Origin of the sequence: Pseudoalteromonas sp. DY56-GL79 (genome assembly GCF_041414765.1) — a bacterium.
In the GTDB taxonomy this organism is placed as follows: Bacteria; Pseudomonadota; Gammaproteobacteria; order Enterobacterales; family Alteromonadaceae; genus Pseudoalteromonas; species Pseudoalteromonas piscicida.
The window spans coordinates 1-26,360 of sequence record NZ_JANHZS010000015.1; the positions used below are offsets into that span (position 1 = coordinate 1).

General features: G+C 43.7%; 25 protein-coding genes and 1 riboswitch. Of the genes, 11 read left to right on the forward strand and 14 right to left on the reverse strand.

The window, feature by feature from the left end:
• Window positions 1–432: 432 nt before the first annotated feature.
• A complete protein-coding gene (locus NO992_RS12010) occupies window positions 433–1,791 on the reverse strand; it encodes a capsule assembly Wzi family protein (RefSeq protein ID WP_371377435.1) in 1,359 nt (452 codons plus the stop codon).
• Window positions 1,788–2,270: a pantetheine-phosphate adenylyltransferase gene (coaD, locus tag NO992_RS12015; RefSeq protein ID WP_010374242.1), complete on the reverse strand. Its 483-nt coding sequence runs from the start codon at window positions 2,268–2,270 to the stop codon at window positions 1,788–1,790. Before coaD ends, NO992_RS12010 begins: the two co-directional genes overlap by 4 nt.
• A 185-nt stretch (window positions 2,271–2,455) precedes the next feature.
• Between coaD and NO992_RS12020 the strand changes: the two genes are divergently transcribed.
• Window positions 2,456–3,112, forward strand: a complete 657-nt coding sequence (locus tag NO992_RS12020; protein ID WP_010374241.1) for a TetR/AcrR family transcriptional regulator — start codon at window positions 2,456–2,458, stop codon at window positions 3,110–3,112.
• Between the two features lie 219 nt (window positions 3,113–3,331).
• A complete protein-coding gene (thiI, locus tag NO992_RS12025) occupies window positions 3,332–4,789 on the forward strand; it encodes a tRNA uracil 4-sulfurtransferase ThiI (RefSeq protein ID WP_371377439.1) in 1,458 nt (485 codons plus the stop codon).
• A 247-nt stretch (window positions 4,790–5,036) separates the two neighbouring features.
• Here the strand turns inward: thiI and NO992_RS12030 are convergent, their stop codons facing one another.
• Complete coding sequence (locus NO992_RS12030; RefSeq protein ID WP_371377442.1) at window positions 5,037–5,939, reverse strand: ketopantoate reductase family protein; 903 nt, start codon at window positions 5,937–5,939, stop codon at window positions 5,037–5,039.
• Window positions 5,932–6,204 (reverse strand): VanZ family protein, encoded by a 273-nt coding sequence (locus tag NO992_RS12035; RefSeq protein ID WP_010374238.1) that lies wholly within the window; start codon window positions 6,202–6,204, stop codon window positions 5,932–5,934. Before NO992_RS12035 ends, NO992_RS12030 begins: the two co-directional genes overlap by 8 nt.
• Before the next feature lie 230 nt (window positions 6,205–6,434).
• Between NO992_RS12035 and NO992_RS12040 the strand changes: the two genes are divergently transcribed.
• The 3 genes from NO992_RS12040 to NO992_RS12050 all read left to right on the forward strand — a co-directional run bounded on the left by NO992_RS12040 (window position 6,435) and on the right by NO992_RS12050 (window position 10,818).
• Complete coding sequence (locus tag NO992_RS12040; RefSeq protein WP_010374237.1) at window positions 6,435–6,917, forward strand: YajQ family cyclic di-GMP-binding protein; 483 nt, start codon at window positions 6,435–6,437, stop codon at window positions 6,915–6,917.
• Between the two features lie 354 nt (window positions 6,918–7,271).
• Window positions 7,272–7,518, forward strand: a riboswitch (cobalamin riboswitch).
• Window positions 7,519–7,552: 34 nt separating this feature from the next.
• The gene (locus NO992_RS12045; RefSeq protein WP_371377447.1) at window positions 7,553–9,415 is read left to right on the forward strand and encodes a TonB-dependent receptor domain-containing protein; all 1,863 of its coding nucleotides are present in this window, start codon (window positions 7,553–7,555) and stop codon (window positions 9,413–9,415) included.
• A gap of 425 nt (window positions 9,416–9,840) precedes the next feature.
• Window positions 9,841–10,818: a hypothetical protein gene (locus NO992_RS12050; RefSeq protein ID WP_010374234.1), complete on the forward strand. Its 978-nt coding sequence runs from the start codon at window positions 9,841–9,843 to the stop codon at window positions 10,816–10,818.
• A gap of 41 nt (window positions 10,819–10,859) precedes the next feature.
• Here the strand turns inward: NO992_RS12050 and msrA are convergent, their stop codons facing one another.
• Genes msrA through NO992_RS12065 form a run of 3 tightly spaced genes read right to left on the reverse strand, consistent with a single transcriptional unit; the run spans window position 10,860 to window position 15,550 of the window.
• Entirely contained in the window at window positions 10,860–11,393 is a 534-nt protein-coding gene (gene msrA, locus NO992_RS12055) for a peptide-methionine (S)-S-oxide reductase MsrA (protein WP_010374233.1), read from the reverse strand.
• Window positions 11,393–14,491, reverse strand: a complete 3,099-nt coding sequence (locus tag NO992_RS12060) for an efflux RND transporter permease subunit (protein WP_017218429.1) — start codon at window positions 14,489–14,491, stop codon at window positions 11,393–11,395. The genes msrA and NO992_RS12060 overlap by 1 nt, the downstream gene beginning before the upstream one ends.
• A 6-nt stretch (window positions 14,492–14,497) precedes the next feature.
• Window positions 14,498–15,550 (reverse strand): efflux RND transporter periplasmic adaptor subunit, encoded by a 1,053-nt coding sequence (locus NO992_RS12065; protein WP_371377451.1) that lies wholly within the window; start codon window positions 15,548–15,550, stop codon window positions 14,498–14,500.
• 213 nt (window positions 15,551–15,763) lie between these two features.
• Between NO992_RS12065 and NO992_RS12070 the strand changes: the two genes are divergently transcribed.
• The 5 genes from NO992_RS12070 to NO992_RS12090 all read left to right on the forward strand — a co-directional run bounded on the left by NO992_RS12070 (window position 15,764) and on the right by NO992_RS12090 (window position 20,007).
• Window positions 15,764–16,483 (forward strand): DUF2982 domain-containing protein, encoded by a 720-nt coding sequence (locus NO992_RS12070; protein WP_371377454.1) that lies wholly within the window; start codon window positions 15,764–15,766, stop codon window positions 16,481–16,483.
• Between the two features lie 22 nt (window positions 16,484–16,505).
• Window positions 16,506–16,838, forward strand: a complete 333-nt coding sequence (locus NO992_RS12075) for a hypothetical protein (protein WP_010607140.1) — start codon at window positions 16,506–16,508, stop codon at window positions 16,836–16,838.
• A 15-nt stretch (window positions 16,839–16,853) separates the two neighbouring features.
• The gene (locus tag NO992_RS12080) at window positions 16,854–18,539 is read left to right on the forward strand and encodes a DUF1566 domain-containing protein (protein ID WP_371377457.1); all 1,686 of its coding nucleotides are present in this window, start codon (window positions 16,854–16,856) and stop codon (window positions 18,537–18,539) included.
• A 10-nt stretch (window positions 18,540–18,549) separates the two neighbouring features.
• Window positions 18,550–19,053 carry a DUF1566 domain-containing protein gene (locus NO992_RS12085; RefSeq protein ID WP_371377460.1) on the forward strand — a complete coding sequence of 168 codons (504 nt, stop codon included), beginning with the start codon at window positions 18,550–18,552 and terminating at the stop codon, window positions 19,051–19,053.
• Window positions 19,054–19,236: 183 nt separating this feature from the next.
• On the forward strand, window positions 19,237–20,007 hold the full coding sequence (locus NO992_RS12090) for a YggN family protein (RefSeq protein WP_045990556.1): 771 nt from the start codon (window positions 19,237–19,239) through the stop codon (window positions 20,005–20,007).
• On the opposite strand, the gene NO992_RS12095 is transcribed toward NO992_RS12090, so the two are convergent.
• From NO992_RS12095 to NO992_RS12125, 7 genes are all read right to left on the reverse strand, one after another.
• Window positions 20,002–20,835, reverse strand: a complete 834-nt coding sequence (locus NO992_RS12095) for an amidohydrolase (RefSeq protein ID WP_371377462.1) — start codon at window positions 20,833–20,835, stop codon at window positions 20,002–20,004. The genes NO992_RS12090 and NO992_RS12095 overlap by 6 nt on opposite strands.
• A 14-nt stretch (window positions 20,836–20,849) precedes the next feature.
• Window positions 20,850–21,578, reverse strand: a complete 729-nt coding sequence (locus NO992_RS12100; RefSeq protein WP_371377465.1) for an SDR family NAD(P)-dependent oxidoreductase — start codon at window positions 21,576–21,578, stop codon at window positions 20,850–20,852.
• Window positions 21,579–21,580: 2 nt separating this feature from the next.
• On the reverse strand, window positions 21,581–22,069 hold the full coding sequence (locus tag NO992_RS12105) for a peptidylprolyl isomerase (protein ID WP_010607145.1): 489 nt from the start codon (window positions 22,067–22,069) through the stop codon (window positions 21,581–21,583).
• Window positions 22,070–22,170: 101 nt separating this feature from the next.
• Window positions 22,171–23,586, reverse strand: a complete 1,416-nt coding sequence (locus NO992_RS12110; RefSeq protein ID WP_371377468.1) for a LysM peptidoglycan-binding domain-containing protein — start codon at window positions 23,584–23,586, stop codon at window positions 22,171–22,173.
• A 108-nt stretch (window positions 23,587–23,694) separates the two neighbouring features.
• Window positions 23,695–24,675, reverse strand: a complete 981-nt coding sequence (locus tag NO992_RS12115; protein ID WP_371377471.1) for a hypothetical protein — start codon at window positions 24,673–24,675, stop codon at window positions 23,695–23,697.
• Window positions 24,675–24,959 (reverse strand): cell division protein ZapA, encoded by a 285-nt coding sequence (locus tag NO992_RS12120; protein ID WP_010607148.1) that lies wholly within the window; start codon window positions 24,957–24,959, stop codon window positions 24,675–24,677. Before NO992_RS12120 ends, NO992_RS12115 begins: the two co-directional genes overlap by 1 nt.
• A complete protein-coding gene (locus NO992_RS12125; RefSeq protein WP_010374211.1) occupies window positions 24,959–25,186 on the reverse strand; it encodes a hypothetical protein in 228 nt (75 codons plus the stop codon). The genes NO992_RS12120 and NO992_RS12125 overlap by 1 nt, the downstream gene beginning before the upstream one ends.
• Before the next feature lie 234 nt (window positions 25,187–25,420).
• On the opposite strand from NO992_RS12125, the gene NO992_RS12130 reads away from it, so the two are divergent.
• Entirely contained in the window at window positions 25,421–26,263 is an 843-nt protein-coding gene (locus NO992_RS12130) for a 23S rRNA (adenine(2030)-N(6))-methyltransferase RlmJ (protein ID WP_010374209.1), read from the forward strand.
• The last annotated feature ends 97 nt before the right edge of the window (window positions 26,264–26,360 follow it).

Sequence of the window (26,360 nt, forward strand, 5' to 3'; positions counted from 1 at the left end):
GGTTCATTGGTTGCGCCTAGCAATGGGATTGGCGCTATTTGATCATAAATTAGCTAAAAGTGCGATCCCGCCCTGGGTTAACTGGTACAGCGGGGTTCTATGATCTTTCAATTTACTTTATATTTTTATTCTTAGATATTTCTACAATACTTTTGCTAGTTAAGCTATTTAAGTTTCCAGAGTTTAGACTGACAAGAGTAGTGAAGTCCTATGTGATAGGTTTTTTAACAGTAAACTCATTTCTTTTTGCTTTAATTATAAATGAGGATATTATTACTAATCACCGAGTGGATAAAGAGTATCGTGATTGGGTTTACTGGTTATACACTATCGGAATGTATATAACCGATTGGCTTTTAATTGTTGTTTTGCTTATTCCTAAGGACTTTCTTGGATTATACGCCATAATAAAAGAGCGGCGATGGCCGCTCGTTAAAACTGATATTCCACGCTCAACGTAAGTGCTGCGTGGCTTTCGTCTTCTTTCTGAGACTTATCTTGCCATGCTTTTACGCCAATTTTAGCAAGCGCGCCAAACACGCCTTGTTGGTAACCGAGCTCGAGCTGGTTTCGCTCAACGTCTAATGTGTCAAATTCAACTCGTTTTAGTTTGGCATAAGCACCAATGCCATCTGTGCTGAAGTAATCTAACGCGAAAGTGAGGTTTTTAGCGTCCAATCCTGAGCTTGCTCCAAGCCAGAGGTCGCGCTCACTGTAATTTGCTGAATCCACGGTATTATCTCTTGGGCAAAGCGCGAGTTTTAGCTCGTCTTTACAATCAATGCTTGTATCTGAGTATTCAATAAAACTCTTGAGACGATAGTCTTTACCACCCCAGTAGCTTTCAATACCTAGGGTGTACATTGGATTGCTTGGTAATACACCACTGTCGTTATTGCCTGCAAACTCACCGTATAAAGCAAGCGGTTGATTAGCTATCCGAGTGGAATATTTGAAGTCAACGCTGGTGAGGCGTTGTGTTTGCTTTTGGCTTTCAAGGTTTTGCTGCTGATAAACAAAGTCGCTGGATGTTGTACTAAAGCCAAGTTCTAGCCCTTGAATTGGAAAGGCAGCCGCTCTAAATCCCCAAAAATCGCCATCCTTTTTACTGGCTATATTCGGGCGTTGTTTTGCCATAATAGCCGTCACTTGCCAAGGGCCAACGAAAGAGAGAAAGCTCGGTCCAATGTAGTTGTTATTGGCACGACTCAAACGAACCGCCTTCATTGGCGCTGCGTTGTTTGAAAGCATTAGCGCATTTTCGTTGCTCGGTCCCCACCAATAACTGAGTCGCTCAGCGCTGAGAGACCAATTACCAAACAGCACTGCAAGGTGGCTGCCGTGGTGATTAACGTATTTTCCATCTTGGCCTTCATCTGCGTAGTTAACCGCAACTTTAGCGCTAACTGCACCGCCAGTAATAACGCCATAAGTACGTAAGCCAGAACGTTCATTTTGACGTTCACCAAAGCCTGTTGAGCGCTCTTCAGCACCGTTAAAATGTGCTTTTACACTACTGTATCTTGCTCTTTTTGCTTGTTTTAGTGCATGGCGTAAATGTGCCAATGCAAAGCTTGCGGTTTCAGAGAGATTTCTGTCATCAATAGCGGCAAGGTCATTAACAATGCCGCTCCACAGCAGAGGATATTGATTAACTGGACGATTTATCACGCCTTCTGCAACCAGTAAATCTATGCTGTGTTTAAGCTCACTTTGCGACACCTCTATCCAAGGTGAAGCGTGCGCATAAGTACCAACCAATACGGCTAGGGATAATAGGCACTGTTTCATCCGTGTAGTTTTTCCTCTAAAGCTTTGGCAACCAGCGGGTGAACAAATTCACTGACATTGCCTTTATGAAGCGCAACTTCTTTTACTAAAGTTGACGAGATAAATGAATTCTTTTCAGATGGCGTTAAAAATACGCTTTCCAAATCAGGATGTAAACGACGATTCATATTGGCCAGTTGGAACTCATAGTCAAAGTCAGACACCGCGCGAATGCCGCGGATCAGCACGTTGGCTTTTTGCTCTTTCGCTAAATCAACGAGTAATCCTGAAAACCCAATCACTTTTACATTTTTATGTGACTTTAAAATTTCTTCAGCCAAAGCAACACGTTGCTCTAGTGAGAAGCAAGGCTGTTTATTTGGGTTATGGGCAATTGCCAAGATCACGGTATCAAACATTTTTGCTGCACGTTTGATTAAGTCTTCATGTCCATTAGTGAGGGGATCAAATGTGCCAGGGTAGAGGGCGATGACTTTCATAAGCGTAACTATGTTGAATTTTTTTGTATGGTAACAAGGTTTTTTTGAAAAAACACTGGTCAGCTTTGTCGGATCTAAGCTTATCTAGAGGTAAAATTAGTGCTATTTTTTCACATGGAGCGCGAAATAGCCTAGTAACACTAGTAATAACGCGACCACGTTATCAACAAAGATAGAGAATCGTAATGAATACCAAGGAAAAAATAATACGTACCAGCATCGCGTTATTTAATTTGCATGGAGAGCGCGCGATTACGACAAACCATATAGCGTCCAGTTTGGGGATTAGCCCTGGCAATTTGTACTATCATTTTAAAAATAAAGAAGACATCATTCGGCAAATATTCGCCCTTTATAGCGAGCATTTAAATACGCATTTTAAGCCTCTGGAGCAGCACAACGAACCGCTTGAGCAGCTAACTCAATATTTAGATTCCTTGTTCGACCTGATGTGGCGTTATCACTTTTTCTACGACAACCTGACAGACATCTTAGCTCGTGATGATGAATTGAAAAAAAACTACATTGCTTTTCAGTCACGCTTACTCGAGCAAGTAAAGGCTGTAGTAATTGGCCTAAGAGATACGGGAGTGATCACCATAGATGATGACGATGCTAAAGAGCTTGCGCATATGTTGAAAATGACCGTTAGCTTCTGGACTCCCTATGTTAAAGCCAGAAGAATGACAGGCGTTCTCGAGCAACAAGATATATACAATGGTATTGTTAAAGTACTGATGATTTTTAAACCTTACGCGACGCCAATGAGCGCACCGAAAGTGGCACAACTTCAGCAGCATTATCAAGCACTAGCAGAGGCGAGCTTACCGAGTATCGCTTAGCTTTAAAATAATTAAGCGGGCCTTTTGTCTTGGTGAGCACGGGCAAAAGGCTTTGTAGAGCACAAAGGGAAAAGGTTTGTTTATTTCCTAATCGGCTCTGAGTTTGATATACTCGCGCGCCCGAACTGTCCTCGGTCAGTGTGCGCCACGATAAAGTCCGCTTAGGTCAAATCAGTGCGTCATCGCAACCGATAATCGATCTGTAGTAGAGTGACTTTTATGCTTAAATTTATCGTCAAATTACATCCCGAAATTGCTATTAAGAGCAAATCCGTCCGTAAGCGTTTTACCAAAGTATTAGAGAAGAACATCAAAATGCTGTTGGTTCGCGTTGACGAAAACGTAAAAGTTAAAAATAACTGGGACAATATCTCAGTGACGAGCGAGCTAAGTGACGAGAAAACCCGCCATGGTCTAATTGACCACCTTAAACGAACGCCAGGTATTGTGCAGTTTATTGAGGTGCAAGAGACACAGTTCGATACGCTTGATGATATCTACCAACAAACGATTGCTTTGGTTGAGCCATTGATCAAGGGCAAAACGTTTTGTGTACGCGTAAAGCGCCAAGGTAAGCATGAGTTTACTTCAAGCGACGTGGAGCGTTATGTTGGTGGCGGTTTAAACCAAAATGTAGAGGGTGCCAGCGTAAGACTGAAAAAACCTGATGTGACGGTTAAAATCGAAGTCAAAGACAATAAAGCCTACATTGTTCGTCACCAGCACTTTGGTTTAGGTGGCTTCCCACTACCAACACAAGAAGACGTGCTGTCTTTGGTTTCTGGCGGATTCGACTCCGGTGTTGCGACTTATCAAATGATGCGAAAAGGCGCGCGAACGCACTTTTTGTTCTTTAACTTAGGTGGCGCAGCCCACGAAATTGGTGTTAAGCAAGTAAGCCACTACTTGTGGAAACAATTTAGCTCTACCCACAAAGTTAAATTTATTACGATTGACTTTGAGCCGGTTGTTGCAGAAATTCTTGAGAATATCGAAAGCGGACAAATGGGCGTGGTACTAAAACGCATGATGATGCGTGCAGGTGCTGTAGTCGCAGAGCGTTTGGGGATCCCAGCACTGGTAACTGGTGAAAGTATTGGTCAGGTATCGAGTCAAACCTTGGCTAACCTCAACGTGATTGACCGTGTTACAGAGATGCTGATCTTACGACCGCTTATTCAACACGATAAAGAAGAGATCATTCGTATTGCCAGAGCGATTGGCACCAATGAAATGGCAGAAGCAATGCCTGAATATTGTGGTGTGATCTCTCAAAAACCAACGGTAAAAGCACAGCTTCACAAGATCTTAGCGGAAGAAGAAAAGTTTGACTTTGATGTATTGAATACAGTTGTAGCTAACGCGACGGTAAAAGATATTCGTGACATTGAAGTTGAAGCAAAAGAAGAAGTGAAAGAAGCGGAGTCGGTAAGTGAATTACCAGACAATGCGGTGGTATTAGATATTCGTTCTCCAGAAGAGGAAGATGCCAACCCTCTAGAGCTAGATGGCGCACAGGTGATCCACTTACCTTTCTTTAGATTAGCCACTAAGTTTGGCGACTTACCACAGGACAAAGAATACTACCTGTACTGTTCGAAAGGCGTAATGAGCCAGTTACAAGCACTTATTCTGCATGAAAATGGCTATGCTAACGTCAAGGTGTACCGCCCTTAGAATAAAGCATGTTAACAAGCGTTGGGTGAGACTTTAGGATTTACCCAACGTACGTTTTTGTGGGGAGGTAAGAGGTCGTTTGTTATTGCTCACGCGTCCCAATTTATTTGTTTGCTAGTATTTTGTAGTTACCCTCCATGCGCTCTTCGTTCATTCTTTTGAAACGACGCTCCGACATCATACTTAATCCCTAATTCGCTGTGTAAATAGTTTTGTGGGAGGCGGTTTACCCACCGAGAAGTTAAGCTTATTGTCGCGCTAGCTGCCAGCGCTTATTCACTTCATCAAATAACTGTTGATTAAACGGTACATCAATATTTTGTTTTGCTGCTAGCTCGCAAATATACCCGCACATGGCGTCAATTTCTGTGCGTCTATTATTCGCGACATCCTGATTCATTGAAGAGCGATTGTTTGCGGTTTGTGCCATTACGGTGTAAGCAAGCGTGACTAGCTCGCTAAGCGCTAAGTTTACGCCTGTACTTGCAGCCACTAGTTGTACTTCATTCATTAAATTAAGGATTTGGGCTGCGTATTTGGGCTGTCTTAACTGACCATTTGCGACTTGCTCCAATGCACTTAATGGGTTAATGGCAATATTAACCGCCAGCTTTTTCCAAAGTGTTGGCATGATATCAAACGTGGTTTGGGCATTTTCAAATGTGCTAAACAGTTGCGAGAATACGCGCTGGTAGTGGCATTCAGCTGGTGAATTTAGCGGCCCAAACCAAGTTGCACCTTGTCCTGTATGGTGCACCGTGTCTGCGACTTTATAGCCTGCGATGGATGTGCTTAAGAAGTAGGCGGATTGTGTTTTTTCAAGCGCAGCTAACTCACCAGACCAATCTACCATGCCATTATGACTAAGAATTAGCGTGCCATTTTTTGAAAGAGCAGGACGAAGCGCTCGGAGTGCTTCGATGACCTGATATGCTTTAACGGGAATGATTAGCGTATCTATACTGCTGGCTGGAAGTTCTGCAAGCGTTTTTGTGCTGCATGGGATGGTTTGTTGAATACTTGCTGTTTGATAGCGATAAGTCGCTGCGCGTTTATTTCGAGTGATCAGCGTAATTTGATGAGATTGACTAAGATGCTGGGCGAGCAGTAATCCTATCGCCCCTTCACCTAAAATATGTATGTTAGCCATGTTTTCTGTTGCGCCAACTTGCCCAAATATAAAATAGAACAAAATAACTGACCGCACCGGCTAAATCAGCTAAAAAGTCAGCGGTAGATGCTTGGCGGTACGGTAGTGTATGTTGCATCCACTCAATTCCTGCACCATACAAGGACAGTAGCACTATGTGTGTCCATACTTTCACTTTAAAAGCATGGTGAGAGATAAACGCAAGCACAAAAAACACACCAAAATGTGCCACTTTATCGATATTTGGGAACAGCTTTGGAGACAAGCTAATTTCCTTTGCGAATAGCACCGTACATATAATTAAAGAGATAATCAAAAGAGCTTTATAAACGCGCCGTGTCACAATACATCCTACTTCTGTATGACTAAGCGAGCAGTATACCATCGAAAACTGTCCATTGGGTGAACATCCTAATACGTTGTTTAAAAACTTAAAGTAACTCAAATTAAGCATAAACTGCTATAATCGAGCCAAAATGACTTTAGGAGAGAAGCATGCCTTCATTTGATATTGTATCTGAAATTGATATGACAGAAGCAAAAAATACCGTAGACAACGCGGTTCGTGAGCTTGATACGCGTTTTGATTTTCGTGGCGTAGATGCGTCAATCGAGCTAAGCGGTGAAATGATCAACCTCAAAGCGGAAGCAGAACAGCAAGTTATGCAATTGTTCGATATGTTAGTGGGTAAAGCGGCAAAGCGCGGCCTTGATGTAGCAAGCTTCGAGTTAAAAGACATTGAGCGCTCTGGCAAATACGTATCGCGCAAGGTGGCGTTAAAGCAAGGCATCGACAAAGAGATGGCGAAAAAACTGGTTAAGCTTATTAAAGACTCAAAAGTTAAAGTTCAAGCGTCAATTCAAGGCGATACGGTGCGTGTAACGGGTAAAAAGCGTGACGATTTGCAAGAAACGATGCAACTGGTTCGTACCGGTGAGCTTGGTCAGCCATTTCAATTCAAAAACTTCCGCGACTAGGGCCTGTTGACCTTTCAAGTTTGTTTTTGCAGCAGTTTGATTGGTATTTATGCAAGGCAGAGCCTGCGTAGCATAGTTATTCTATGTAAGTTAGGCGATAACACAGTAGAAATGCCAATCAAGCGCTGCCCTTTGGGTTCCCCTGAGTGCGCTTTGTTCATTGTTGCTCAACTTTTGCCTAGATTACTAGGCGACAAGTCGAGCGTCGCGATCAAAACACACTCAGGAGAACAAAAATCAAACAGCAAAGGTCAACAGGTCCTAGTTACGCTTTCCTTCGTTCCAAAAGTGCATAGATTGCACTTTTGGATTTCTAGACGTCCATTGACAATCATTCCGAAACCCAAGACAATAGCCTCGCATTTTCAAGGTGCTGTACACAACCTAGTGTGGTTGCTAAGTGTATAGATAATCGGGAAACTGGTGCGAACACAAGGGAACATCTAATTGCGTTAATCAATAATAAATTGAGTAAGACAGTTTATTACACGTGATTAGCTTGGATCGGTTCTATGCCAGCGCTGCCCCCGCAACGGTAGAGTGAACTGCCAATCTGCAGATTTACTGAGCCCGGAGACCGGCCTTGAAACAGTCACTTTGTGTTCTTGTACGGTGGGTACAAGTTAGGGGAAACCATGTTAAATAAAACTGCTCTAAGCGCGGCGATAGCGACGGCGCTCTCTTTTTCAGCATTTGCGGATCAAAATGTTGAACATATCACTGTTACTGCCAATAAATTTGAACAGTCTCTAGAAAGCGCATTGTCTGCCATTACGGTTATAGGTCGTGCTGATATTGAAAAAAGCAATGTTCAAGATGTCGTATCGCTACTCGATAATGTCGCTGGTATTCAAGCGGTTAGAAACGGAGGCTTTGGTCAAAGCGTGAGTTTATTTCTACGCGGTAATGATGCTAAGCATACGCTAGTGTTAATCGATGGGGTTCGAGTGACGGATGCAAACTCCGGTGACAATTCGCTCACTAATTTACCACTTAATAGCATCGAAAGAATTGAGATTATTCGTGGTGCCAAAGCTGCAATTTATGGTTCAGATGCCATTGCTGGCGTGATTAATATTATTAGTCGCGAAGGGAATAACAATACAATCGCGCTTACGACTGGGAGTAACAATTACTCCAAGACCGAAGCGACGGTAAATTACAAAAAAGACAAGTTTAGTATTGCAGCTAATGCGGGTTACACTCATACCGATGGCTATGATGTGATTGAGAAAGACCCTGAAGCTGCAATCACAAAAAACCATGACCGTGATGGATATTATAACGGTAATGCCGGTTTAAATGTGCAGTATGGTGATGAAGAAAGTGGCATTTTTAGCTTACGTTCACAGTACAGTGAAGGTGAGGGGGAGTATGACTCTTTTGGTAGTGATGCTTACCGTTTCCATAACTACACCAATAAGTTGGCGTGGAAAAGACGTACTGACAAGTTTAGTCAAAGTGCGTCATACAGCTTAGGTAAGGAACAAAACGTTCAAATCGGCAATAGTGCTGACGATAACGCTTATGTCACCAAACGCAGCCAATTTGAATATCAGTCGCAATATAGTTTAACTGAAGCTTTGATCTTCACTGGTAACTTTACCTTTCTAAATGAAGATGTTGGTGATTCTACCGCCTCTTTTTCAGAGCCTGAGCGTGATAACTTATCTTTAGCACTAGGTGGGTTTTACAACGATGAAAATTGGCTGGCAGAGGTTGTACTGAGAACGGATGATTATGATTTTCATGGTCGTGCAAACACCTATACGGTTGCTGTAGGCAAGCAACTCATGGATGGCCTGAGTGTTAAGTTGAATCATGGTACTGCCTTTAGAGCACCTTCTTTATCACAGGCGTTTGTGATTGATAGTCCTTACTATCTGCCTAACCCAAATATTAAGCCGGAAGAAGCCACTAATAACGAAATTATTGTCACATGGAGCGGCAAGAACTTTCGTGTGGAAGCTGCGGTATACGATAACCGTATTACCGATAAAATCGTTTATCAGCAAAATGATAAATGGAAATACATCCCTTACAATGTTCAGCGCGCTGACTTTGAAGGTGCTGATCTTTCTGTTGAAATTGAAGACAAATTTGGTATCGAGCATACGGTAAATGCAAGCTATGTGAGTGCTAAAGACGCTGATACCGACAAGCAATTACAGCGCAGAGCGAGACGCACCTTAACTTATTCAGTCAGTAAAGAGTGGGAAAATGTCGACGCAACACTGACCTTAGTCCATAGAGGTAATCGCGACGATAAAGTATGGGGAGCTGAAGGTGCATATACAGTGACTTTACCGTCATATACGCTGTTTAACTTAGCTGCTAACTATACGTTTTTCGACGGATTCAAGTTAAATGGCCGTATTGAAAACTTAACCGATAAGCGTTATTTCAATGCCACAGCGGGCGAAGCAAAAGATGGCTCTTTACTGGGCTATAAGCCACTAGGTAGACAAGCCTACGTTGGTGTGAGCTATAGCTTCTAATGCGTTAACTGCTTTTCAATACCCAGAGTGATCCATCATGAGTAATGGATCACTTTTCTTATTTATCATTTAGGGCCTGTTGACCTTTGCTGTTTGATTTTTGTTCTTCTGAGTGTGTTTTGATCGCGACGCTCGACTTGCCGCCTAGTAATCTAGGCAAAAGTTGAGCAACAATGAACAAAGCGCACTCAGGTGAACCCAAAGGGCAGCGCTTGACTGGCATTTCTACTGTGTTATCACCTGACTTACATAGAATAACTATGCTACGCAGGCTCTGCCTTGTATAAATACCAGTCAAACTGCTGCAAAAACAAACTTGAAAGATCAACAGGCCCTAGTTGCATTACATTTGTAACTGGTGTTCTACCTTATTTGTGGTTGATAATAGATTTGATTTGTATTATTAATACCTTAAGGAAAAGAACATGAAGTCACTATTATTTGGGTTACTCACGCTTGGGATTGTCACATCAGCGCAAGCCTCACTACCTGAAAATCAGCTTGAACCTCAATTTTCAACACAATCAATGACGGGCGATTTCGCTTGGTTTAACGCGCCATCGCAAACCTGTAGTCGGATCCGCAGCATGATGTACTATCGCCACCCCGGCAACGATCATCTAACGCCTATATCAGTGCCTGTGATTTATACTGGTGGAGAGTGTTGGTCTACTGGCAGGACAACATCTAGCCAAGGTCCAAAGGAAATGTATACGCAGGTGTCAGATATCATTCATCAGCAATTTTCGAATGTGGAACATAACTACAAAGAGTTGACGACCGATATCGTCAACAATATTGCCGCGCAATCTAGTTCAAATAAAGTGAGCCACACCACTAGTCTCTACGGCACTATGCATATGAAAATTGCAGGTAGAGTCGATGCGCAAAATAAAGTACCGGTGTTGATCGATGGTTTCGATTTGAAGTCTTACGCTAAGTTTCGTAAGAAGCAGCTTGGGATGAATATCTATATCCATGTCTATATTAACAACGAAAATGTCACCATCAAAGGTAAGTATGATGTACGTACCCAGCAGCTTGAGTTAGATCCTTTAATTTCTAGCTTTAAGCCTGTGGTGACGACAAAGGTAGAGTTGCCGTGGATCCTCGATTTGATAGATACCTTGACTCCGGGGATTTTTGACAAGCTTTATACTGAATTTAGCCGTATTGTGATTGATGTGTTTGAATTCTTGGGTGTGGATATGAGCGAAGATATTCCGCAGGTCATTAAACACAACGCCCAGTTAATCAATTCAGGTGTTGTTCCGCTTAAAGGCTTAGATACCTTAAGACCTGGTGATACGGCGAATTTAGAAATGGAAGTAATGCGTGGGCATTTGCGGATTAAAGATGGCCGCACTAGCTTTTATGTATTTGCTATACCTATGTTGCCGTAAGGCGTAAGCCGAACGCAATCTATTGCGTTCGGCACACAAGTTTAGTGCTTTAAATTTGCCGCAAAATGGCTTTCAAATTTTGCAATTTTAGGGGCAATCATCACACTGCAATAGCCTTGGTTTGGGTTTTCAGTGTAATAATCTTGGTGATAGTGCTCAGCAGGATAAAATTCAGGCGCAGGGCTAACCTCAGTCACTATTTTTTCACTTAACTGGTTTTGAAGTTGCGCAATACAATCTTGAGTTTGTTGCTGTTGCTGCTGGTCATGATAAAACACCACACTACGGTACTGAGTACCAATGTCGTTGCCTTGGCGATTCAACTGCGTTGGGTCATGCAGGGTAAAAAACATATTAAGCAAAGTATCAAAGCTGACAATATCGGCATCAAATTGCAGTTGGACTACCTCAGCATGACCACTGTCTCCCCGACATATCATTTGATAGGTGGGATTATCTGTGTGGCCACCTGCGTAACCTGACTGCACTGACTCAACACCATTGACGCGGCGAAATGCCGCATCAATACACCAAAAACAACCACCACCAAAAGTTGCGGTTCGTAAAGTTGCCATTATACCTCCTGCTCAGGATGTTGTTTCGACTGCTCCTCAAGACGTTTTGTCGTCTCTTCTGGAGATTGCGTCTTCTTAGCTAGTAAAGTATAGGCGGTTGGGATAACAAACAAGGTTAAAATGGTGGCAACACTGACACCGGCAAAAATCACGACACCGATCACCATGCGGCTTTCGAACCCTGGACCTGTTGCAAACACAAGCGGGATAGAGCTCATCACGGTCGTTAGCGAGGTCATAATAATAGGTCTTAATCGCTGCGCTGCAGCATCAACAATGGCTTGTTCGAAGGCAATGCCTTTGTCACGCAATTGGTTAGCAAATTCCACGATTAAGATCCCGTTTTTGGCGCTAAGGCCAATCAACATGACAATACCAATTTGGCTATAAATGTTGAGCGTGCTGTCGGTGATAAATAACCCATACATCGCACCGACTAAGCCCAGCGGTACGGTGAGCATGATAACCAGTGGATGGACAAAGCTTTCAAACTGTGCGGCTAATACCAAGAACGTAACCGTGAGCGCCAGAATAAACACATAGGTCATCGCTGATGCACCTTCATAAAACAGCTGTGACTCGCCTTTGTAGTCGATGGCACCGTCGATATCATTCTCTTCGGCGGCAACTTTATTTAAAAAGTCGAGCGCTTGCTCCAGTGTATAGTCGCCTGCGAGGTTTGCCGTGATAGTTATCGCGCGCATACGGTTGTAGCGGTTTAATCGAGAAGCCGTGGCTTCTTCTTTTATAGTGATCAAACTGTCTAATGGCACGAGCTCATCGCTACGAGATTTCACATAAATATCAGAAATATTATCTGGGGCAGAGAAGTCGGCTTTGGTGCCTTTTAAGATCACATCGTATTCTTCACCGCGGTCAATAAAGGTGGTAACACGACGTTGTCCCAGCATGGTTTCTAGCGTTTGGCCGATGGCACTTACTGACACGCCTAAGTCTGCAGCTTTGGTTTTATCAATGCTTATCAAAAACTGTGGGAAGGTTTCTTTGTAATCGTGATCAAGACGAACCAGTCCTTTGTTTTCTCGTGCGCGTTCTAGAATGCGATCGCGCCATGCGGCCAACTCGTCATAGTCGTTGCCTTGCAATACAAACTCAATGGGGCGTGAGTTACCGCCGCCGCCAATACCACGGCGCATAATAGCAAAGGCGCGAATATCTGTAACATCTTGCATTTTACCGCTGATCTCATCCATGACTTCCCAAGTAGAGCGTTTTCGCTCATCCCAGTCTGGCATGCCGATAATAGCAACACCGCCTTGACCACCCCAACCAGGTACCCGAATAAGCACGCGGCTAAGTTCCTCTGAGTCTACATAAGGAAGTAGGCGCTCTTCAATTTTTGCCATATTTTGCGAGTTGTTTTCGTAGCTTGCCCCTTCTGGGCCATTCATCATAACGAAGAAAGTACCGCGGTCTTCTTTTGGTGTCAGTTCAGACGGGATCTGTTTAAACAGGCTGTAGCTGGTAAAGCCCGCCAGTGCCAACATCACAATCAGGCTGTATTTACGCGATAAGTTGTCTTGTAAAACTCGACGATACCCTTGTTCAAGTCGTCCAAATTGACGGTCCATCCACTGACTAAAGCGGTTTTCTTTATTGCTAGGCTTTAACACTTTGGAGCAAAGGGCTGGAGACAAGGTCAACGCGGTAATGCTGGAGAACAGTACCGCAGCACTTACTGCAAAGGCAAACTCGGTAAATAGGGCACCAATACGACCATCCATAAAGACCAAGGGAATAAATACGGCAACCAAAACCAGCGTTGTTGCAATGATGGCAAAGCCTACTTCACGCGCGCCACGGTACGCTGCCAGTAACTTAGGTTCGCCAAGCTCGATGCGGCGGTAGATATTTTCTAGCATTACAATGGCGTCATCGACCACAAGGCCGATGGCAAGCACAAGTGCAAGCAGCGTCAGCAAGTTGATAGAATACCCCATGGCCAGTAAGAACATAAAGGTTGCAACTAAGGCTACCGGCACGGTAACAGCAGGGATCAGCGTAGCGCGGATATTGCCAAGGAAGATGTAGATAACGAGTACTACCAACGCCATGGCAATCGCAAGTGTGCTGTATACTTCAGCAATGGACTCACGGATAAAAATAGAAGAATCGTAGCTGTCTTCTATGGTGGTGCCTTGAGGCAGGTTGCGTTTTATTTTTTCAAGCTCTTTACGGGCGTTGTCGACCACTTCTAGCGTATTGGCTTTGGCTTGCTTGACAACGCCAAGGCCAATCATATTTTTACCATTACCACGGAAGGTACTTTCGTCGTCAGCGGCTTCAAGTACCACCTGCGCGACTTCACCAAGTCGCACCAAATAGCCTTGTTCACCGCGCTTAATTACTAGGTTGTCAAAGTCTTCTTGAGTCTTATAGCTTCTGGCAATACGAACAGAAAAATCACGGTCAACGGATTCTATTTCGCCAGCGGGTAATTCTACGTTTTCTCTGCGTAGCACTTGTTCAATATCACTGCTTGTGACTCCACGAGCGGCCATCGCCTTTCGGTCTAGCCAAATCTTCATGGCGTATTGACGCTCACCGCCAATACGTACATTCGATACGCCATCAACAACCGCCAGACGGTCAACGATAAAGCGCTGGGCGTAGTCTGAAAGCTGCAAGGTATCCATGGTTTCGCTATTGAGTACAAACCAAGCGATAGGGCTTTCGTCGCTGTTTGATTTCGATACTTCAGGCGGCCTCACTTGCTCTGGTAGTCTATCCAGCGCACGAGAAACACGCTCACGCACATCATTTGCAGCAGCGTCGATATCGCGATCGATATTAAATTCGATAGTGATATTGGAGCTACCGTTGCGGCTACTGGAGTTTATGCTTTTGATCCCTTCGATCCCCGAAATCCGGTTTTCTAATACTTGGGTGATCTTGGTTTCTACAACTTCCGCCGATGCGCCTGTGTAGTTAGTACTTACACTGACTATTGGAGTTTCAATATCAGGGTATTCGCGCAGCGGTAGCATAGTAAATGCCACTAAGCCAAAGGTCAGCAGCAGTAAGTTAATGACGATCGCGAAGATCGGGCGCTTTACCGCCGTATCAGTGATTCTCACGTCGCCTTACCCCTTTACTTCAACTTTTGAGCCTGAGCGGATCTTCAGGGTGCCTTCCGTGATCACTTGTTGTCCCTCTGTAAGCCCTTCATCGATAGCTACCCAGCCGCTAAAGCGAGTTTGCAGGTGTACTTCGCGTTGTTGCGCTTTACCTTGGTCGTCAATGACAAATACAAAATGCTTATCTTGTCTTGGAATGATGCTTTTTTCTGGCACCACAAGGGCTTGCAATCGAGCCAGTTCAAGCCCCATATGTAGCAGCATACCTGGGCGAAGTTTATGGTCGAGATTGGTGAAGCTCGCTGTTACTCGCACTGAGCGCGTTTGTTCATTAATGCGCGGGTCAATATGGGAGACCTTACCGGTAAATAGTTGCTCCGGGTAAGCTTCACTTTGTGCATTCACTTGCATACCAAGCTGTAGTTGCGCTAGGTATTTTTCAGGCACCTGAAAATCCACTTTAATGATGCTAATGTCATCGAGCGTGGTGATCACTGTATTGTTGTTTACGAAGCTACCGATAGAGATATTTCGAGTACCCAATAATCCATCAAATGGGGCATAAATGGTCATTTCGGCGAGTTTTGTTTTGGTGGCTTCCAATTGTGCAGTTAAGGTGTCTACCTTTGCTGATTGTGCTTCTAGTTGAGAGCGAGCCGCCGATTGAGTTTTTGCGAGGTCTTTAAGGCGGTTTAGTTGTCTAATTTCTTCCTTTAGCGTCACTTTCAGCGCTTCGATATCGAGTTTCTCTTCGGCATCACGCAACTGGACTAGCTTATCGCCTTTTTTTACTACGTCTCCGTCATCGAAATATAGGGCTGCCACATAGTCGCTTTGGGCGCTACTCACGTTGATAGCTTGATTTGCTCTGGCGGAACCAATAGAGTGAACAGCAATAATACGTTCCTCTTTGGTTACGGTATGAGCTTGAACGGAGGTTACGGGTGCCGAGTTGCCACTCATTTTGCCTTCCGAGGCTGGTAAATATAAATAGCCGCTGATGACGACTAGCACTACAATGATAAAAGGAAACAGTGCTTTTCCTGATTGATGACGCATAAAAGTGACCCAGATTATAATTTGTCTCTAGTTTACAAAATTAAAGGCTAACAAAGTCGACGGCATATCCTGTAAATTTGTGCATTAAACGAAAATGTAATTCAATTTAAGTGTTTGTACCTAAATTAAATATTATGAAACACAGTCATTCATGTAAACGATGCATCACAATACGTAAATTAGTCGCATGGGCGATCATCATGTACATCTTTTATGTCTGGTATACCCATGCTTGAAGCAAAACTACGTGCAACCGCTGACCGCAATGGCGTTGAATTTATGCTGGTTGGTGCAATTGGATTGGTTGTTATCATGCTTTTTGTCAACTTGCGTGGTACAGCTATTACTATTGTAGAAATATTTCTTGCCAGCGCCATGTTAGTGGCTATTTTTGTTGGCTTTCTCAAAAGTCAGCAACCATATTTTAGTTTATACTTTACAGAACAAGAGTTTAGGTATGTGCATAAATATGGAGCTTGGCCGCTATCCATTGTAAACTTTCACTCCAGCGGCATTCCCAAAGTTCAACAAGGTGTTGAAACACTTGAGTTAAATGCAGTTGGTATTAAACTTAATGATATTGATGCGTTTTTATTAAATTTAACACCTAGACTAGCGGGTAAATTATTGATCGAGCAGCGGCATATTTTTTTACAAGCTGTTAAAATGCATTGCGAAAATGGCAACTGCCCATCTGAATGGTTGATAGAAGAAACCGTTTTTCGCTCCAAGGCGGGAAAAGAATATACTGGTTTAATGGCAATGTTTGCAAACCGGATGGATAATTTAAAGACAGTGACGGGATATGATTTATTGGTCCCCGCGACTGCCTTAGACAGGGATATTTGGCAATTTTCAGTCATGTTAAACCGCTGGAAACTTAACCCTAAAGAGGTGGTAAAAGCATTGTTAGAAGAACAAACCACCTACTGAAGATGTAACAGGATACACCAATATGAGCTTAGAAACGGCCTATATTAAAAGTGGGCGTAATACCATTATTCACAAAGAGAAGAAGTTAGATCTTGTGATTGTAAATGGTGAAGCACACCCAAAAATCAAGGTGACTGCAAATGGTTTGGTGCCTTTTAAGGAAGACTTACCTAGAAATCGAAGAGAAGCTAAAGAGCGTTATTTAGAGGTCGTCCACGTTTCGAGTATTGATGTATTTGGTGAAGTAAAGCGGTTGTTGTTTATTCAGGCTTTAGACGGCCGAGAATACAAAATAGATTACAGTAAAGTTGGCACTAAGTTGTTCGTGCGAATACATCAAGAGAGTTATCTATAATTCATAAGGAATAATATGAATGCATTCAAGGGAAGTTGGGTTGTACTTGCGCTAATATTAACGGGTTGTGGCGGAGGTTCTGGAAGTGATGAACCGAGCCAAGTCAGCGCATCGGTTAACGCGGGTGCTGATGTCCAAGTAACCGAAAAAACAGAAGTCACCTTGAATGCACAAGCATCACCTCCTGGCGGTACTTTTAACTGGCAAGTAATCTCTGGTGCAAACGTCAGTGAATTTCCAATTACGGAGCAGCAAGCCGCTTTTGTTGCACCGGATATCAAAGCCGATGTTAATTTACTTATTCAGGTTGATTATGTTGCGCCTGATGGCAGTCTTGCAAGCGACCAAGTGACGGTTGCTATCAAATCTAACAATCAATTACCTATACCAAGTATCAGCCAAACAGCCCCGGAAACATTACCAGCCAAATATAAAGATACTATTGTCCTAAGTGGCGCAGGCTCTTCCGATCCAGATGAAAATGGCCAAGTGGTTGCTTATCAGTGGCAGCAAGTAAGTGGTCCCACAACAATACAGCCAACGGGATTGAATACAGCTACTTTATCTTTTGTCCATCCATTATTGGCGAGCTCTCAGGCGTCAATCTGGCAGTTGACGGTTACCGATGATGAAGGCGGACAAGCCAGTACCCAGTTTACCCTCGGGCTACTTGCGAATTCGGATGTGGTAGTGGCTGATGCTGGGAGCGACCAGCAAGTGCAAGAGTTTGATGAGGTCACGCTTGATGGCTCAAACAGTGATACTGTATCTGGTCAGAAACAGTGTGTATGGCGGCAAGTGACGTCTGGCACTCAGATAGCATTAAGTTCTGTTACCGGGTGTTCAACAACTTTTAACGCACCAGATCAAAATATTTTGTCGCAAGTGGAATTTGAGCTGACCGTTACTGACTCGCAAAACCGCTCTGCTACCGACACCGTGCGCATTGATATCGAGAAAAAGCCATTAGGTAAACTAAACGATAGTGGCCAAACTGCATGTTTTAACAATACGGATGCGATCACCTGCAGTATGACGCAGTTTTCGGCTCAAGATGCGCAGCGTGGGCGTGATAATTTTGCCACTCAGGTGGCGAAAGAAGGCAGTGGTCGAGCTGGTTTTGACTTCACCAAACTAAATCGCTTTGCGGATGAATTGCCTGATGACGCTACGGACTTTGCTTGTGTTCGTGATAACGTCACAGGACTTATTTGGGAAGTAAAGGAAGCAAGTTCGGGTACATTACCAAATACTTCTTCTCGCAACGCACAAAATAGTTATACCTGGTATGTTGAGGTAGACGGGGCGATTGCTGAGGGGAGTGTGCAGGCTGCAGCAAATACAACCTGCCCGCAGGATAGCCACTGTGGTATTCAAGCTTTGATTGATGAAGTGAATAACCCTGCCATTGGAGAGCAAAGTTACTGCGGTGGTAACAATTGGCGCTTACCAACTTATATGGAACTACTTGGGCTACTTGATTACGGCAATGCAAGTACTGCGGTGATAGATGAAGCGCTTTTCCCTAACTTACCTAGCACAACCACGCTTGGTCATCGCTATTACTGGACCTTGCAGTCGAGTTTAGATGGTACTGGAGGCACGCTGAGAAGAGCTTATGTTATCGACATGGATACGGGCAATGATTTTGCAGTAGAAAAGTCTAGCAGCGCATTTGTTAGGTTGGTAAGGAATCCTTAGGGAGCGTGGTATGAAAATTATTGCAACTATACTATTTACTTTGTCATTCACGGCTGTTTGCCAAGCGCAAACTTGCGTTGGTACCGGCTCCAATACCAGCCGCTATACGATAAACAGCAACGGTACTGTGCTGGATAGCCAAACGGGATTAATGTGGCAGCGCTGCAACTTTGGGCAAAGTTATAATGCGACTTCTCAAAGCTGTGAAGACAATGCTCAGCAACTTACTTGGCAACAGGCATTGATGGTTGCCAACGAAGACCAATTTGCAGGGTTTACAGATTGGCAAGTGCCCAACGTTAAAGAACTAGCCAGTATTGTGTATCACGAGTGTGTGACTCCAGCAATAAACATAACGGTATTTCCAACGACCAAAAGTAATAATTATTGGTCGGCAACGACCCAAACTAGCCAGCCTCAGTTTGCTTGGGTGTATCAGTTTGCTGATGGTAAAAATAATCCAACTATTAAAACAGCGGATGCCTTTGTCAGGTTAGTGAGATACTATCAATAGCCCTTATTAGTGTTATTGCTACTGCTACTGCCTTTGACACTAACTGGTATGGATTTCTAATATTGTCAGTCAGACATAGCTTGTTACTTTCATCCGTCTAAAATGGCTTTGGGATTGTTTGATCTTTTGGTACTCTCCTGAAGCACCCCTTTCCCGTCTTACATTCTGCACACAGGAGGCCATATGAATCGATTACTCAGCGCGATAGCCTTATCTTGTGCCGTATTGACGTCTTCTGCTCATGCTAACAATAAGTGCGATGTTGAACTTGGGCATGGTCTTATCATCACTGACAACGAAATTCGTATCGTTGATGATGGTCAGACCCGAATTCAAATCAACAATGATAGTCAGCTTTTTATTCTAGGCCGCTGGATTGAGTTAGATCAGGAAGGGGAGAAAGTTGTGCGCGAGTACTCTCTAGGAATACGGGATACAGTTCCTGAGCTGGTTAATCTGGCGACCGATGGCGTCAACCTCGGATTGAGTGCGATTGAGCAAGTAGTTGAGGGGATGTCCGACAAAGAACCTGAAGTGCTCAAAACGCAGTTGCAATACGTTGAACGTGCGCTGATGGATAAGTTTAAGCGTGGAGATGATTTCTTTTTTATCGCACCACAGTCACTTTCTAAAATTGATGATTTCTTTACTAAAGAGATCAGCCAAAAAATTCACTCTGCTGTTCATGGTTCGTTGGGCTCTATTTTAGTCTCTTTGGGGGATGCGTTTAAATCTCGCGAAGGGAATATCGAAGATCGCATTAACGATATGGGACAACGCATGGAGATTATTTCGAAAGAGATAGATAAATCGCTGCAGAAAAAGGCCCATCAATTAGAAGAAAAAGCGGCAGAATATTGCGAGTGCTTAAACACCTTAGATCAAACGGAAGAAAAACTACAGCGCATAGTACCTGAGCTAGTTGCTTACGATCTCGTCCAGATCCGCTCATAATCCATAGCAACTTTTAGCATTGTCTCGGCTGAGTTTATGCCAAGTTGACGATATGCCTATTACGTCAAGATAGTCCTGCCATATTTGCCAATAGCTTTTTTGCATAAGAGAAACCGGATAATTCGAACCTAGCATTAGGCTCTCTTCTCCCGCATGTGTGATTAAGTGAGTAAGCCACTTAGAGAGTGTTAGTGGATTTGCTAACATTTCGTGGCCAGAGCACTTAACCATGACATTATTAAGTGCTCCAATGCGCCTTAATATATCTGTACAAGGGCTGGTAGCATCAATAAACCCTGCATGGTTAAATACGATTTTAAGGTCAGCTTTTTGTTCTGCAAGTTGTAATAAAAGGTCGACTTTTTCGCTTTGCTTAAATTCTAATTGCGCCTCAAAATGTAGTCCATGCTCGGCAAGACAGGTGAGATTTTCGAGCACGAAAGGCGCGGATAAACGTTGGCTGTCACTGCCTTCGGTGATGTCTCTTATCGCCACTAGGTGAGGATGTGCTAAATGCGCTATGGCTGCGCTAAATTGCTCAGGAGTCGCGTTGATGGGGGCGTAACCGACGGCTTTAAAAGGAAAGCTGCCTAGTTCCTGATTTAACCAATGTAATTCGTTGATGGGATTTTGATTATCAAAACCGGCTTCCACATGCACTAAGGCTTCGAGTGTAAACTGTAAATGTTGGGGAAGACTTGTAAGGGTATGGTTCTGTCTTATTTTTTCCAGATTAGGCCAAGCGGGCGGGTTGTGCTTGAGCCAAGAATATTGTCCTAACGCTAAATCGAAAAAGTGTAGGTGGCTATCAATAACTCTCAGACTCATCACGCATTCCTTTTTTACTGTGCGGTATAACCGCCATCAATGCTTTGTAGGCTACCTGTAATAAAACTCGCATCTTCACTTAGCAAGAAAGCGACCAGCGCTGCAACCTCTTGCGGCTGCCCTAATCTACCCAACGGCTGTAACTGGGCTTCTTCTGCAACGATTTCCGCTTTATCAGCGCCGCTACGTGCGCAGTAACTATCAATGGCATGATGGAATAATGGAGTTTCAATTGTGCCAGGGCACACTGCATTCGCGCGAATGTTAAATTTGGCGTAATCCAATGCTGTGGTTTTCGCCATCGAAGCAAGCGCACATTTAGACAGGTTATAAGCGAAGGAGTTAGGTTTACCAATAATAGCCTGATCCGAAGACATCAATACGATGCTACCGCTACGTTGTGATTTCATGCTTGGTAATACGGCTTGAATGGCAGCGTAAGCGCCTTTCACATTCAATGCAAAAAGGGCATCAAATGTGGCTTCGTCGGTATCTTCTATTGTTGCACTCAGATGCTTCCCCGCGTTTGAAACGAGCGCATCTATTTTCCCTGTTTCTGCGACTATATCTGCAATTGTTGCTTTTACATCGGCGACTTTACTGACGTCACAATGGCGAAAAATCCCTTGTTCACTGGGCTGAATATCGAGGTTATAAACGGTGTATTGTTGCGATAGCAGCTTGTTGACAATGGCGGCGCCAATGCCAAAGCTGCCACCGGTAACGATGGCAACTTGGTTCATAATTAGTGTCCGCAGCCGCCAGCAGCGTGTACGTGACCATGTGAAATTTCTTCTGCAGTTGCTTCGCGTACAGAAAGGATCTCAACATCAAACGTTAGTGTTTTGCCTGCAAATGGGTGGTTTAAGTCGCAGTCCGCATTAAAGCGTCCTACTTTTACTACCTTAACCTGATGACGACCTTGGTTTGAATCGACAATAGCAGTCATGCCTGGCTTCCAAACTTTGCTGTCACCAAGACCTTGAAGGTGCTTAATAGGAATGCGCTGTACTAGACCTTCTTGATATTCGCCATAAGCTTGCTCAGGCGTTAAGGTTACCGTAAAGCTATCGCCACCGGTTTTACCTTCAAGTTCACTTTCAAGACCTGGTAGCATGCCTTCAGTACCGTGCAGGTAGTTTAGTGGCTCGCCTTCTTTGCTTGATTCGATTTGGCTGTCACCTTCGTGAAGTGTGTAGTGAAACTCTACCACTGTGTTCTTTGCAATTTGCATAAGTAAACCTTAAATAAATAGTATTCGGTGACGCCATTTAGCATCCACCTGTAAAGCGTGTAGTTTACGTGAGTGCGCTTCTCGGACGCAAGTCTATCCCTTTAATTTGGGCTCTCACCTTGCTTTGGTTTGCCATGGCGCAGTATTGATTGGAGCGCTTCAATGCTAGAGATTGAGGAGCTAGCTGGTTGAGTCTTATTGCTTTTTGGCGCAGCAGGAGCTGGTAAAAATACCATTAACACTTTGCCCGGTTTTAATAGACTCTGTGCCGTGAGTGAATTCCAATTTAATAAATCTTTTACCGCGACCTTGTAGTGACGGCTGATTGTCCACAATGACTCACCTTGTTTTATGGTGTGGTGATGTTCCACTTGAGGTATGGGTTTGGCTTTTATTTCTTTAATATAAGGGCTTACGTCATAGTCGACGAGTAAATCTAACTGCTCATTACTCTCGGAAACTAATAGCTTTTCGCCAACTCGGATCAAATCAGAGCGCTTATTGTTTAGCGCTTTCAGTGCACTAACACTCATCCCCGCATTTAATGCGATGCGGTAGAGTGTGTCGTTGGCTTTGACTGTGTAGCCTTGGCTGAAGTTTTCCCTGAAAAATGCACTTTTCAATAATGCTTGCTCGGATAACGGTAATAACACTTTGTGCGGACCGTTTGGAGAGCTTCTATGTTTTAAGATCCCTTGATTGAGTGCGTATAGTTGACGCTTTTTGATGCCACTGAGTTTAGCCAGTTGATTGACGTCAAATTGCTGTCCAATATCAAGTATCGACGTAGTGGCTTTATTGGGCAAACTTGGTATCTTAAAACCCTTGGGTGAGGTTTTTAGTAAGTGGCTGAGCGCTAAGAGTTTGGGCACGTAGTCTGCAGTTTCTTTTGGTAATGTTAAATGCCAAAAGTGGGTCGACTTTCCTGTTTTTTTATTTTTTGCGATGGCTTTTTTGACGCGCCCTTCACCACTATTGTAGGCTGCAAGCGCGTGTAGCCAGTCGCCATCAAAGCGTTCATGCAAGTACAGCAAATAATCAAGCGCGGCGTCAGTCGATGCTAACACATCCTGTCGACCGTCATACCATTCGTCTTTCTTGATGCCGAAATGGTAGGCAGTGGCATCCACTAGTTGCCAAACTCCAACAGCATTTTGTTGCGATTTGGCCTTTGGTCTAAAGTCACTTTCAACAAAAGGAAGTAATGCGATTTCAATAGGAAGACCTTTGCGCTCTACCTTTTTTACTACGTGATAAAAATAGGGAGCGGCGCGCTTATTTACCACGTTGAGATAATTAGGCTGTGATAAATACCATTTTATGCGCTTATCAAGCCTTGGATGAGATGCAGTATTAAAACTGAGCTTTTGGCGTATGTGTTGCCATAAATCATCGTCTCTGAGGGGGGCTTTAACGGTAGTGATTTTGGGTGGTTCTACCTCAATGATAGCGGGAGACGTGACTGGCTTTTCTTCGGGCACTTGAGTGAGAGCCGACAAAATGGCTTGCCTGCTCACCTGTGGACTGCTACTGCTTTTACATCCAGAAAGCATGGTTAATATTATTAACCCGCTCAGCTGTATTAATACTCTGTTCATCCTTTAACTATACCGAGAGGTTAAGTTTTATTCAAAATTTCTTTGCTGCTGAAAGTGCTGCCACTGCAATAACGCGCGTTGCTGCATGTGTTTATCTGGATATAAAATACTTATTTTATCAACCACTTGCTGAGTATCTTGTAACTCTAATAAAGCCAAAAATTGTGCTGGAGTGGTCAACATTTCAGGACGATAGGGTTTTCCTGTTGCTGGTAATATCCAATCGAGTGCATAGCGATTAAAGTGAGTAATCGCTTGTTGCCACAGTGTAGTATGCGGTAAATGCGCAAGTGGGATCTGATCCACGCTATAACCTGCTATCAAGCCTTGATATTTTGGCAGATAAACACAGATGTCATGACCGCTAAAGCCCGTGACTTGAGCAAGCTCAACCACTACACCTCCTAGCTCTACGGTTTTAGGCGCGTTACCAATGGCTTTACTCGATGGCGCTTGTGTGGCGAGCTTGGACCACGTTGCAATTCTACTTTTTGCCAGTGCAAGTTTGGCTTGCCATTTCGGCCGTTCACTAGGTTCAAGAGACGCGATACGATTTTCACTAAGCATGACGCTTTGGTTAAAAAGCTCAAGCTGTGAGTGAAAGGCCCTCGTCAATGCGTTGGCTGATGTTGCCGTTGGACTTAGCCATTGTAAATTTGGATAAGCATGCTTGAGTAGCACTATGCTGGTGTCTTGTTTGATATCGGCATGCAAAGAGATTACGTAACAAAGCGGAACGGTGAGGCGCTTTTCTAATTCGTGGATCAAGGCCTCTGTGGTGACAAGATCGCCATGTATGGATGCCAACAGTGCACACTGTTTGCCGATAACTAAAGCTTGATTGGGCTGTAAAGCGCTATCTTTTCCTTGGATAAAATAAACCGCGTCATTGACTTTATGGAACCGATTAGCATTGGCGGCGGTGCTTTTAAAACTTGCCGCCAATAGAATGATAGCCCAAATAAGAGAGATGCTACGTAAGATAGGTTTGCTCCAGTATGTCGGCATTATTCGCCTGCTGGCAGCACTAACTTGTCGATGAGCGTGGAAACGAACTCTGCGTCTTGCTGTTGTTTTGCTTCCAATGCTTGTAAATCATGACAAAGGTGTAGGGCTGCGAGTAATAACGCATTGTGATCATTGCGAACGGTTGAGCGTTTACGCATTTCTTCTACACGTCGGTCTAAAAGCGCTACGGCGTTATGCAGCGCTTCTTCTTGATCTGGCGCACATGCAAATTGATGTGACTTGCCAAGTAACGTCACTGTTACTTGGTTATTCTGCTCAGACATTAGCTAGCCTGTTGTGTTTGCAACTTATCAAGTAGGCCAGATAAAGATGAACTAAATTCTTTTTGCTTTTCTTCGCTTTCTAGCATTTCAAGCTGTAGGGTTTCATTTTCATCGATGAGTTTTTGATTTTGTTCTTTTAGTGCCGAAACTTCCGATTTTAACTGGTTATTTTGGCTCAAAAGTTGGTCAATCAACTGGTCGAGTTTTTGGAGATCTTGGTTATTCATTAATGCGCTCATATGACTGTGATTTGTCATGCAAATGTAAAACAAAGCGGCTAAGGATGCTAGTGTTTACGCGACTTTCTGCTGATTTTTCTCAACTTTTAAGAGATAATGCCGATATTGGAATATTTTGTTCAGAAGTGATTCAGTCTAAAGTTAAAAATTGATGAATCATTGCTCAAATTTAGCTCAGGTTTATTTCACCTGTGTTGTTATTATTTTTATCAAGGCGGGGTTATGCTCAGTTACCGACATTCTTTTCATGCAGGAAACCCTGCCGATGTGATCAAACATTTAGTATTGGCAGAATCTTTGTCATACATGGCTAAAAAAGATAAGCCGTACGATTACGTGGATACGCACTCTGGCGCTGGTTTTTTTGAGCTGGCGAGCAGTGATGCACAAAAAACTCAGGAGTATCTGCAAGGCATCGCTAAGCTGTGGAATTATTCTGGATCAGTGTCGGCAATTAGCGATTATGTGGCACTAATCAAGTCTTTTAACGAAGGCGATAAATTAAGTCATTATCCCGGCTCTCCTAAGGTGGCGGAGCATTTCTTACGTCGTCAGGATAACGGCTGGTTTTTTGAATTACATCCAAAAGATCTAGAGCTGTTACAGCAAAATACGGCACATAAAAAGTCACTACGAGTCACAGGGAGTGATGGTTTTAAAGGGCTATTAGGATTGGTGCCACCAGCTTCACGTAGAGCCTGCGTGCTGATGGATCCTCCTTATGAGATCAAATCCGACTATGATGTTGCGGTTAAAAGCATCATAAAAGCGCACAAAAAGTTTGATTCCGGCGTGTATATGATCTGGTATCCCGTTGTTGACCGTGAACGCATTGATGCCATGGAGTCTAGCCTGATTGAATCTGGAGTGCGTAATATTCAAGTGTTTGAACTTGCCACCCGCGCAGATACCCAAGAACGAGGCATGACGGCTTCTGGAATGATGGTGATCAATCCGCCTTGGACCTTAAAGAAAACCATGGATCAAGTGCTGCCCGAGCTGGTTTCGTTATTGGCCGAGGATGATGGTGCGTTTTATCGCAGCATTCAATTAGTAGAAGAATAGTAAAAATAAACTGCTAAGCTATCTAGGGCCTGTTTACCTTTCAAGTTTGTTTTTGCAGCAGTTTGATTGGTATTTGTACAAGGCAGAGCCTGCGTAG